This is a genomic window from Nostoc sp. KVJ3, assembly GCF_026127265.1.
In the GTDB taxonomy this organism is placed as follows: domain Bacteria; phylum Cyanobacteriota; class Cyanobacteriia; order Cyanobacteriales; family Nostocaceae; genus Nostoc.
This window is the reverse complement of record NZ_WWFG01000005.1, coordinates 58,367-69,646: the sequence shown is the minus strand read 5'-3', so window position 1 is coordinate 69,646 and position 11,280 is coordinate 58,367. Positions and strand designations below refer to the sequence as shown.

Below are 11,280 nucleotides of genomic sequence, written 5' to 3'. Positions count from 1 at the left end.
CAGACAACTTTACTAAGCGTTGCCTTGCTATGTTTGCTAGTCTATTCTTTGTAGATGGCTTTTAAGTGACAGAATAGCCAGCAGTAGTAATTGCTTCCTCAATAACTGTTTCGTCAGCATTTGTGTCCACTAAGACGATTTTTGTTTTTGGATCTGCTTGAACCGTAGCACTAGGATCAACTGTTTTAACTGCTTTAGTAATGGTGTCTGCACAAGCAGAGCAAGCCATATTAGGAACTTTTATTTGGAGTGTCATAACGTTAAAAACCTTGAACTTGGATAGTAAAAAGATGGAGTTAAGAAAATCAGGAGTTGAAGACTCAAATGGTTTACGGCTTTAGCTAGCAGGATAACCAGAGTTAGCGATGCCGATAGCGAGTCTTCTCCTGTTGGAGACGCACTCGCGTTCGAGAGTCGTAGCCCGTCGTAGACATCGCTTGTTTGATTGCTGTTTCAGATGGCATAACTGGAAGTACACGAACTGTTACAGCTTTAGATTGTCTGAAATGTTTACTTCATGAATTTATCTTAGACTCTCTAGCCAGCTAGAGAGTCAAGGGATTTTGCCAAATTCTTTTTAATGGTTTCAAAAATATCGCATGAAATGTGCCCAAAGCATCTACGACGAGAATTGCACCTGTATTTGCCTATTAATGAGGCTTGGGTAGTAGCGATCGCAGTCACGCAGGCATTCTAAACAAGCTTGAATGCAACTTTCAAGGATAGATTCGTAGTTGTAGTCATAATTTTCTCCTTAAATAAATGAATCAGTTATAAAGCTGTAGTTATATTTCTAATAATTCACGTTAGACTATTGTCGGTGTAAGGGCATCTACCTAATGATACGATCCTAATTTATTCCTAATGAGTTGCCTAAATTTCATGCTGATTTCATTTAGGTATGCTAGTGACTTTGACTAATAAGTTATGAGAGTTTCATGTAAATTTCATTTATTTATGAAAAAGTGAGTATATAGCTTGGAACTATCTATTATGTTTTGGTCTTATTGTCAAAACAAATTTAGACCAAGTTCAAGCACCAGCCGAATTAGCGCGATGGTTATGTATTATCTGTAAACTAGCCAAACTTCTTTGTATACTATTCATGGCACAATATGGAGAATGGAGAATTCTCATGACGAACATTTTAATTGAAACGTGAAAATTATTACTGCTGATTTTTGGGTAAAAGTACAATAGTTATCTCAAATTTAATTTTGATGCTCATACACTAATATTTAGTCGTCTAAACTTATGCTTTGATAGTCATTTTAGGCTTTGTAGTCGTGCCACTCTGGTATAGCTTAAAGCCTGGATTTATATTGCTAATTATTGAAAACATATAACTAGCTATTTTTAGAATTAATCTAATTTAATGAGTAAATAAACCGTAAAATTTCATCTTGATTTCATTAGCTTATGCTGTATTGTCATCCTTCAGAATAGATGAGAATATTTTGCAACCAAAATTTTAACCCCGTTTTTTTAATTACAGCTATTTTCAGGTAAATAGACCACGCAGTAGGGGCAATTCATGAATTGCCCCTACGACAGATGTGGTTCAAATACATGAAAACTGCTGTAAAACGGGATTTTTTAGATTTTATACTTTGCAATCTTAAATTTTTTTTTGCAAGGTGGTTATTTCATCTTAATTTCATAGTGACCTGTCAAGCTGGTTTTGTAAAGGTTCATTCGCTAAGAATAAATCTGCAATCTAATTGAAATAATTTGTTAATTTAACAGTCAAGATGAAGAGAACATTGGTTTATGCTGCCGTATGTAGTCTAGCTACCGCAGCTCTGATTTATGCTGGCTATGCAAATGCGAAAACGGATAATAATAAGGTTGCTAATATTGAGAATAGTTTGCAGTCTACTCCTGCTGCTTGGCAACTTGTTAAACAGACATTTCAGTTACACATTCCTAAAAATGGCAACGCTCTTTCCCAGCTAATTATTGACGTTCCATCCACAGTAGCTGTAAGTAATGATATTGATATATTGGATGATAAAGGTCAAAAAATTAAAATTAACATCACTGTAAATAGTAGAAGAATTATTATAGATTTTCCTGAACCAGTTACTTCTAGCACTACTAAGTTGCAAATAAATCTCAATAAAGTACAACAACCAATTCTTGGTTCTAATTCTATCTACCATCTTTCGGCTAAAGTCGTTGGTAATGACGTAGAGATTCCTGTAGGTGTAGCTCAATTTTCTCCATTTTAATTTATTTGTAGATTTTAATGATAACTGTTGAAATTTCATCTTGATTTCATGATGACTTGTCATGCTAGTAGAAAGAGGTAGCATACCTCTTTTGCAAAAACATCACCGACGATTTGAACTTGATAAGGGCAAGCTAACTACCTACTTCTCCTGATTAACGGCTGTATCAAGGGGTAGTTAAAGATGGCTTTGCCAAGTTTTGATCTATCTATTAAGAGCAGATTCACTCACAATGCATGAACCTGCACTTTAACTAACTTGTTTAATTATTTTGGAGATAAATATGAAGAGGTCATTGATTTACGCCATTGTATTGACTCTGAATAGCACCGCTATTATTGCTCCTAGCTATGCAAATGCTGGAACAGATGATGGTAGGGTTCCCCATATTGATGGAAATTCACAATTCCCTCCCACACGCTGGGGAATTTTTAGACATACTTTCCGTTTACACGTTCCCCAAAATAGCAAAGCTGTTACCCAACTACTTGTCAAAGTTCCAGACAATGTAACTATAAGTAAGAACATTCAGGATATCGATGTCGTGGATGAAAAGGGTCAGAAAATTAACACTAATGTATCTGTCAACGGTAAAACAATACTACTAGCTTTCGCCGAACCAGTTGCTCCTAACACTAAGTTGGAGATTGACCTTAAAAGAATAAAAAGACGCAATCTTGGTAATGGCTCTGTCTACAGCTTCTCAGCTAGAGAGGTTGGCATCGATGCAGAAATTCCCATAGGTGTTGCTTGGTTTCGTACTTACTAGTACAACTTTTTTTTACTGAGAAACTATGGGATTTCATTGAGATTTGATTTTAATGAGAGGAGTCAATACTCCAATGTATGAACCAGGCTCTGGCGAAACTTGGCAGTATCAAGTCTATGCTAAGAAAGTTGGATTTACGCAAGAAATCCCACTTGGTCTAGCTCTAGTTCAGACTTATCCTTGATTCGCTAGATAAAACTACTGTCTATAAATTTAGCCGCAGATGTCAAGCCAATAAATGATAACTTTATGGAGTTATTTATTGAATAGATATTGGGATGGAAAAGCCGATTTATGTTAGTACAGTGTTTACCTTGGCAGATGTCTGTTTATCTCGGCCGTCCTTGCAGTGAAAAGCAATGCTAAAACTTCCATAGACAATACTGTTTAAATTGACCAAAGATAACTAAATGAAATGAGTGCGATGCCTGCGGCGAGTTTACCCCTACGGGGATCTTGCTACGCGTAGCTTCTCGTAAAGCCTGCGGCATAGCTACGCTTAGAGCGCAACCTCTCGTAGAGAAGCTATCGCGCTCATTTTCATCTTAATTTCATATTTAAGTGTCAAAATTATTATTGACTCAATAGATATCTTGCAAAACTTAGTTTCTATAACTCCTCAAACTAAGTTCACACCCTATTTTGGCAAGTTGGTCTACTGAGTCTTTTCTATTTAATTATGTATCGCTAAGATAATAGACTATACTGTTAGGTCTTGTATAGCTTAATCCTAATTTTTAAGAATTTCATCCTAATTTCATAAACTTCTGTCAACCTATTTATAGGGGTATTCCTGTTGCAAACTATGCTTACATCACAAGTTTACAATGAATCTTTAACTACTCAATTTGATATGAGGGTGCTGCTAGTCGAAGATGAGCCGGATTTAGGGGCTGCTATCAAGCGCACCTTAAATCAACAAAAATACTTAGTTGATTGGGTAATGGATGGTAATGAAGCATGGGCTTACTTAGAAAATAGCTCGGCACAATATACAGTAGCAATTCTTGATTGGATGCTTCCCGGAATTACTGGTTTAGAATTGTGCAAAAGACTGCGTTACAAAGTAAATCCTCTTCCTATCCTGATGCTAACTGCTAGAGATAGAATGGAAGATAAAGTAGCCGGACTAGATGCAGGTGCTGACGACTACTTGGTAAAACCATTTGGTATGGTAGAACTACTGGCACGATTGCGGGCTTTGCAGCGTCGCTCTCCGCATTTCCAACCCCAACAATTGACTGTTGGTAACTTGACTCTAGATTATGGCGACAGTACAGTTGTAAGACAAAATACTACGGGTGAACAGCAAAGGATTCCTTTAACTAATAAAGAGTTCCAACTGTTAGAGTATTTTATGAAGCATCCCAAGCAAATTGTTACTACCGAACAAATTCGTAACCAGATTTGGGAAGTTAATGCCGAATCTAGTAGCAATGTAGTGGCGGCGCAAATACGTTTGTTACGTCGCAAACTCACCAATAGCGACTGTCCTAACTCAATTGAAACTCTGCACGGTATGGGATATCGTCTTAATTTCACCAATGAATAAAAATAAGCTGTTTCGGCTCACCCGTATTCGTTTGGCTTTATATTATGCCATCGTTATGGGTTTAATTTTAAGCATATCTGTCTTCGGTTTTTATCGAGCAGTGTTCCATGCCCATGTGGTGGCTTTAGACAGTGAAATCGAGTCTGTAGGGGGGACACTGCACGACAGTATTGAACTAAAACTACAGTCACCTGGACGTTTGGAACCTTTTGCACATCAGTTATTCCCAAATCTAGATAACTGTGGAACTGGAACTACTAATTGTATTCAACAACAGCCAGATTCTAAACGTCATCTTCTTGGTATCGTTACTAAAACTAGTTACTATATACGTTTTTTTGATATTTCTGGAAAATTGATTGCTAATGCGGGTTACTATCCAAAGGGATTACCTGATGTTTTTAATCAAAAAACTTGGCAATTTCTTAAAGACAGCAAAGGCAAAGATTACCATCAAATTACTCTAGCACTGCATACCCAAAATTATCAAGACTGGGGATATATGCAGGTGGGGCGAAGTCTACAAGAGTTTAATCATTACTTGGATAGTGTGAAATTAGTTTCGGTATTAGGGTTGTTAATTGCAATGGTTATGATTGCTGGTGCTAGTTGGTGGCTATCAGGATTAGCTATGCAGCCAATTTATCAATCCTATCGACAAATTCAACAGTTTACAGCAGACGTAGCACATGAATTACGAACGCCTTTAGCTGCAACAGGTGCAACGGTGGAATCGGCACTTTTAATGTCCCAAATAGATGAAGAAGAGACAAGGGATATTTTACAAACTATACAACGTCAAAATCAACGGCTAACTACTTTGGTTGTTGATTTATTAATGTTAGCACGTTTAGATAAACAGTCCCAAAAATTACAACGTGAAAATTGTTGTCTAAATGATATTGTTAGCGATTTAGTTGAGGAGTTTGAAGCGATGGCAAATGCCGCTGAGGTAAACCTGACATCTTCAATACAAGTGCATCAACCTCTGAATATTATAGGTAATGCTGACCAGCTTTATCGCTTGTTTTCTAATTTAATTGTCAATGCAATTCAATACACACCCAGAGGAGGGGAGGTAACAGTTTTCTTAGATTGTAATGACTATAATGCTGTAATCAAAGTTCAAGATACAGGCATTGGTATCCCGAAACACGAACTTAAGCGAATTTTTGATCGCTTTTATCGGGTGAGTAGCGATCGCTCCCGTAGTACTGGCGGTTCTGGATTGGGATTAGCGATCGCGCAAGCAATTATTCAGTCACACCACGGCAGTATAGATGTGCAAAGTAACTTAGGTGAAGGTAGCACTTTCACTATTAAGCTACCTTTTAATATACCCCCACTTAAAACCGTTCGCTCTATTTACCCATTTAAAATGTTGTATCGTTAAAGACAGATGCTTACAAAAAACTTTTTAGTTCAACTCTACCCTGATTATGGGTGTGAGTAGTTTTGAAGCAGTGAAATGGCTTTTGCATCTAGGAGGTAACTTCTATTACTCCGTCTCGATTGAGATTTGTTCTGATGTACTCAGTCATGCAAACGAATGGCACGTAACGACATTGCATTAAATGAAACAACAACTGTCGAAACGCTCATCAGTATGGCAGCTATTGCTGGTGTTAATAGAATGCCGAATGGGTAGCCAACTCCTGCCGCTAATGGAATGGCAACAACGTTGTACCCAGCTGCCCATAACAAGTTCTGAGCCATTTTACTGTAGGTAGCTTTCGCAAGTTTAAGCGCGTAAGTTGCATCAAGCGGATCGCTTTTAACTAAGATTAGATCGGCAGATTCGATCGCAACATTGGTTCCGGCTCCGATCGCCAGTCCTAAATCTGACTCGGTTAAAGCAGGTGCATCATTGATGCCATCGCCCACAAAGGCGGTCGGCTTCTCAGCTTTGAGCCGATGAATTAGCGCAGCTTTATCCTGTGGTAGGACACGAGCATAGTAGCGATCAATCTGCAAATCCCCAGCAACGGCCTTGGCAACGGCTTCGGCATCGCCTGTAATCATTACCACCTGCACGTCCATTTTCTGTAATTTTACAACCGCTTCTCGTGCAGATGCCCGCACCTGGTCTGCTAACCCGAATAGGGCGAGAACTTGCTTGTCGTCCATCAGGACGATTGCACTTTCACCACGAGATTCACGTTCTTGTAGTCCCTTTTGCAACGCTGGCGGAAACTGCAATTTCAACTCCTGAACCCATTCTGGTCTGCCAACCCGATAATGCTGACCGTCTACTACGCCTTCAACGCCCTGACCGGGAACTGCTTTGAAGTCACTGGCTTTTAAAAGCTGAAGTTTTCGATGGCTGGCTTCTTCCACGATCGATTGTCCGAGGGGGTGTTCTGATAAAGATTCTAGGGAAGCAGAAATGCCCAAAGCTTTTAACTCATCTATACTATCCGTATAAATTCGTTGCACGCCAAAATGTCCTGTCGTCAATGTCCCTGTCTTATCAAATGCGATTGTTTTAATGCCTTTGGCTCGTTCAAACGCTTCTCGGTTTCTCACCAGGATGCCATTTTTAGCAGACATTGCAGTAGCATTGACCAGCACTAAGGGGACTGCTAACCCTAACGCATGAGGACAAGCAATCACTAATACAGTAACCGCACGACTAACGGCAAAGGCTAAATCATCTGGTTTAATAGATATCCAAACTACGAATGCTAGTGTAGCGATCCCGATCGCGATTAAAGTTAGCCAATAGGCAAGTCGATCGGCTAGTGATTGAAATTTACTTTTAGATGTCTGCGCTTCCTTAACCATACGCATAATCTGGCTCAGGGTTGTTTGATCTCCGGTGCGAGTGACCTTGACTGTCAAAGCACCTTCTCCATTGACCGCTCCGGCGATCGCTTCATCATTGGCTTTTTTGACCACCGGGCGCGACTCTCCCGTAAGAAAGGATTCATTGACATTGGAAGTACCCTCGACGATCTCACCATCGATCGGGACTTGTTCGCCAGGACGAATCAGAATTATATCTCCCTCAACTAATGCGCTTACTTGGACATCTTCGCTCCGCCCATTCGCCTGCTTGTGAGCGACAGAAGGCACTAACTTGGCAAGTTCTCCTAGCGCATTGCTGGCTCCCAGCACAGAAGCCATTTCCATCCAGTGACCGAGCAGCATGATATCGACTAAGGTTGCCAGTTCCCAGTAAAAAGAATCTCCTTTCAATCCGAAAGTCACTGACACACTGTAGACAAACGCCACGGTGATGGCTAGAGCAACCAGAGTCATCATGCCAATTTTACTGCGAAGTTCGTAGTAGGCTCCCTTTAGAAAGACCCAACCACCATAGAAATAAACAATAGTTGAGAAAATGGGAATAACCCACTTCGCACCCGGAAATTGGATGGCTTGATAATTTAACCAAGTCTGAAATATTGGCGCAAAATAGAGAATGGGCAGCGTTAGCAAGAGGCAAATAAAGAAGCGTCGTTTGAAAATCTCTGGGCTGTGTCCAGCGTGTTTATCATGCCCTGCGTGTTGATTGCGTCCCCCTTGGTTGCCGTGTGGGTCAGGGTCAGGCGGATTCTTTTTAACTTGCTTTCCGTGTTCATCGTGCCCAGTGTTTCCCGGTTTGGGCTGCGTTTGCTGATGATTATGGTGATCGTGGTTCACAAATGAATCCTCCTGGTTTGCTGCGATGTCTTGACTATCAGATTTTTATGATGATGAAACTAAGGCGAAATTTTCGAGAGTTAGTAAAGTTCTATGCCCCAAGACGCTTGGCAAGTCGGGCATATTGGTATGCTCACGCCATAAGATACAAATGGCAAGCGATACCTTTCCTGCGGAACGCTACGCATAGCAAGATCCCCGTAGGGGTACGGTGAGCTTTCCTGTGGAACGCTGCGCGCTAAGCGAAGCCATGCCGCAGGCTTTACGCTAACGCAGAACTCAAATCAGCCTTCAGTCAGCATAATCTTGTCCAAAATCTTCGATTTTCACTGACTGCTGATGCCATCAGTGGTGCGTCCACTCATCTCACTGGGATGGATACGGTAGAGCGCCATAACCTCTGCACGACCCCAGGCATCAATCCAGGTGCGATTAATCGCGGGCGAAAGCGTTGGGTTTTGCGTTTTGACAAATTGCATCACGCGATCAATGTCTTGCTGAAGAGTGATGTGTTCAGCGCGACCATTCACAACAACGCTGCGCCAGTGCAGCAGATCATCCTGAACTTCTTCGATCTGTAAGCAAACTTCTGGATTTGCATCCATGTACTGAGTCTTCATTCCGACCGTTGTGAAGATATATATTGCTGAGTCTCTGAGGTAATAGTGCATAGGCACAACATAGGGATGTCCTTCACCTACAAAACCTAAGTGCCCATGTCCTACTTTATGCAAGAGATCCATAATCTCTTTTGTGCTCATTTCATCGATATCTAACATTACTGTTCTCCATCGCTGATTTCAGAATTATCGTTCGCCAGTTAAACTGTCTGATACACAAAACCTTCCCCAATGCCAGAATGCGCGCGATCGGGGGCATTTGTATGCAACAGTCTTTACATACCCACTTTGACTGTAAAAAAACAATCTGAGGAACTTATGAGGAGATAAGAAAAGTTTGAGTTTTCGTCCAGGTATAAGCGAAGCACGAGTCCGTAAATGTCGCCCAAAAGCTTACTCCTTGATGACGAAACCCCAGCATGAATTACGCAAGCAATTGCAAACTGCTTAAGGGACTTCCAATTAAAAAAATAATCAATCGCTGTGTAGGCAGGGGAGCAGGGGTAAAAGAAGAATATCATTTGAATAAATTGGGTAATTTATTCTCTGGAAGTCCCTAAACCACTTGTGTTTCGACTTTTCAAGTGTGCCATTCGGCAGGGAGACAAAGCCTGTTAATTAATCGCACAGAAATATTTATACATTAGATTTTAGACTGGATAAGGGTTTCAGGTTGAAATTTGTGTAATTAATTTTGTCTTACTACTTACATTGGTTTACGCAAAAATCTTTTGCTTACTGAGCCTTTGCCAAAGTATTGATCTTCGACGCATAGCTATTGTCCACAATCTCCATGTTCTTGCTCATATTTCGCAAACTTTTACTACAAAAATTACCAAGTTTAGACATCACTGTTTGTCTAATTTGTCAATACTTTCTACTAGACTGACACTCTAGAGCCTTCCGCAGAAAAAATACAGGCACACCCAGCAACTTTAGACTGATGCAAGGCTTCGGATGCAGCTTGATAAAGAGAATGCAAATCCGTTCCATCATCTGGATATTGAGCAATTCCAGCGCTAAATGTGATCCGAAATTGAGTCTGATCAGGAGCAACAAATTGTCTGTGGTGGAGCGTTGCTAATAATTGAGTGAGTCTTTGAATGCCATCTGCCTTAATCATGCTAGATAAGGCAACCACAAATTCATCGCTCTCCCAGCGAGCAACGACTGCATTTTGCCTAAAGGTCTGCCGGAGCAACTGTCCCCACTGACGCATCACCATGTCGCCAGTATTGTACCCATGACGATCGTTGATCTCCTTGAAATTGTCTAAGTCCAGAACTGCTAGACAGGGGTGTGAGTATCAACGGATGCTGTTGGCGAAATATTTCTTTACATTGCCGATCAAGGAAGCTTGATGTTTGGAAGAGTTGGAATTTCGCCTTGGAAACAGCTTTTTTGGGTGATTTAGAAACTGTCAACTAAAAGTTTTAGTTCTGCAATCATTGTATTTAAGGCTTTTTGGGCGGTTTTATAACCAGAAGCCTGCCGCCCCAACTTCAATTCAAATAAAATGTGATCGCGTATCGCTTCAAAATCCACAATGTCATAAACAAAAGTAACGGCAGAGCGTTTCTGGTGTGCGGAATTTTCTTTTTGAAGATACTGGACTTGTGCTTTGAGTCTGTTTAATTCTTCATCATTCCGTGTAATACCTGGAGTAGATGCTGAGTCTTTCCATGTATTACATGGTGGGACTTCTCTGTTAATTATTTCCTCCAGATAATCAGCTCTGGTTAATCCTAAACATTCAGAGGCAATACCTAATTTTTTCCAAGTATTGTCTGTCAGTCTCAAAGAACGTACTTCACGATAGTCATCGTTCTTGAGCGCAAACTTACCTTGAATATCCCTTTTCATTTTTTTCATAAGTCTTCTTTCCATGTAATACACGGATATTGTAGAGAACAACTCTACTCTAAATCAACCATGTATTACATGGGGAGATTTTGATAACGCTATAGGTGTTTGTTGTCTTTATGTGACAGCGAGTGCGGCAAACCGCGAGATTCTGGTTATAGCGTGGGGTATACCATTTAACCAAGACACCATGCGAACAACATTGATAGCAACAGATGTGATTTGGTGTTGTAACCGGACTTTTGGTAGATTGCGGTAACGTGCTTGCCGTAAACCGAAAGCATTTATTGCTTGTGATAAAGTTCCTTCAACACCAGCACGGGTGTTATAACGCTCTTTCCACTCATCAGTATCCTGCTGTTTGCGGATAGTTTGAAGGATCTGGTGTTCTTGTTGTGGGCGCAATCTTAATTTTCTTGGCTCACTTTCACTTTTTGACTTGACACATAAGTGTCTGAAATTACACATTCGGCAGGTTTTGGCAGGAAATTTGACATTAATTCCTGAATTCCCCCAAGGGTCAATCGAAGGAGTCCAAGTTGTGCTTTTTTGTCCTTGAGGACACGTAACTGTTTTTGCTGACCAGTCAACTGTAAACTT

At 40.5% G+C, this 11,280-nt stretch carries 11 protein-coding genes; 5 read left to right on the top strand and 6 right to left on the bottom strand.

Going from position 1 to position 11,280, the window contains the following annotated elements:
• Window positions 1–61: 61 nt before the first annotated feature.
• Entirely contained in the window at window positions 62–256 is a 195-nt protein-coding gene (locus GTQ43_RS34565) for a heavy-metal-associated domain-containing protein (protein ID WP_265277247.1), read from the bottom strand.
• Between the two features lie 1,495 nt (window positions 257–1,751).
• Here GTQ43_RS34565 and GTQ43_RS34560 point away from each other — a divergent pair.
• The 5 genes from GTQ43_RS34560 to rppB all read left to right on the top strand — a co-directional run bounded on the left by GTQ43_RS34560 (window position 1,752) and on the right by rppB (window position 5,945).
• On the top strand, window positions 1,752–2,231 hold the full coding sequence (locus GTQ43_RS34560) for a DUF2808 domain-containing protein (RefSeq protein WP_265277246.1): 480 nt from the start codon (window positions 1,752–1,754) through the stop codon (window positions 2,229–2,231).
• 283 nt (window positions 2,232–2,514) lie between these two features.
• Entirely contained in the window at window positions 2,515–3,000 is a 486-nt protein-coding gene (locus GTQ43_RS34555; RefSeq protein WP_265277245.1) for a DUF2808 domain-containing protein, read from the top strand.
• Window positions 3,001–3,052: 52 nt separating this feature from the next.
• Window positions 3,053–3,184 carry a hypothetical protein gene (locus GTQ43_RS34550; RefSeq protein ID WP_265277243.1) on the top strand — a complete coding sequence of 44 codons (132 nt, stop codon included), beginning with the start codon at window positions 3,053–3,055 and terminating at the stop codon, window positions 3,182–3,184.
• Window positions 3,185–3,805: 621 nt separating this feature from the next.
• Window positions 3,806–4,552, top strand: coding sequence for a two-component system response regulator RppA (gene rppA, locus GTQ43_RS34545; protein WP_265277242.1), 747 nt, complete (start codon window positions 3,806–3,808; stop codon window positions 4,550–4,552).
• Window positions 4,545–5,945: a two-component system sensor histidine kinase RppB gene (gene rppB / locus GTQ43_RS34540; protein ID WP_265277240.1), complete on the top strand. Its 1,401-nt coding sequence runs from the start codon at window positions 4,545–4,547 to the stop codon at window positions 5,943–5,945. The genes rppA and rppB overlap by 8 nt, the downstream gene beginning before the upstream one ends.
• A gap of 140 nt (window positions 5,946–6,085) precedes the next feature.
• Here rppB and GTQ43_RS34535 read toward each other — a convergent pair whose 3' ends face one another.
• From GTQ43_RS34535 to GTQ43_RS41930, 5 genes are all read right to left on the bottom strand, one after another.
• Window positions 6,086–8,197 (bottom strand): heavy metal translocating P-type ATPase, encoded by a 2,112-nt coding sequence (locus GTQ43_RS34535; RefSeq protein WP_265277238.1) that lies wholly within the window; start codon window positions 8,195–8,197, stop codon window positions 6,086–6,088.
• A gap of 326 nt (window positions 8,198–8,523) precedes the next feature.
• Window positions 8,524–8,976: a pyridoxamine 5'-phosphate oxidase family protein gene (locus tag GTQ43_RS34530; protein WP_265277236.1), complete on the bottom strand. Its 453-nt coding sequence runs from the start codon at window positions 8,974–8,976 to the stop codon at window positions 8,524–8,526.
• Between the two features lie 721 nt (window positions 8,977–9,697).
• Window positions 9,698–10,099 (bottom strand): GGDEF domain-containing protein, encoded by a 402-nt coding sequence (locus GTQ43_RS34525; protein WP_265277426.1) that lies wholly within the window; start codon window positions 10,097–10,099, stop codon window positions 9,698–9,700.
• Window positions 10,100–10,227: 128 nt separating this feature from the next.
• Window positions 10,228–10,689: a hypothetical protein gene (locus GTQ43_RS34520; RefSeq protein WP_321162543.1), complete on the bottom strand. Its 462-nt coding sequence runs from the start codon at window positions 10,687–10,689 to the stop codon at window positions 10,228–10,230.
• 108 nt (window positions 10,690–10,797) lie between these two features.
• Window positions 10,798–11,205 carry a transposase gene (locus GTQ43_RS41930; protein ID WP_414859180.1) on the bottom strand — a complete coding sequence of 136 codons (408 nt, stop codon included), beginning with the start codon at window positions 11,203–11,205 and terminating at the stop codon, window positions 10,798–10,800.
• Between the last annotated feature and the right edge of the window lie 75 nt (window positions 11,206–11,280).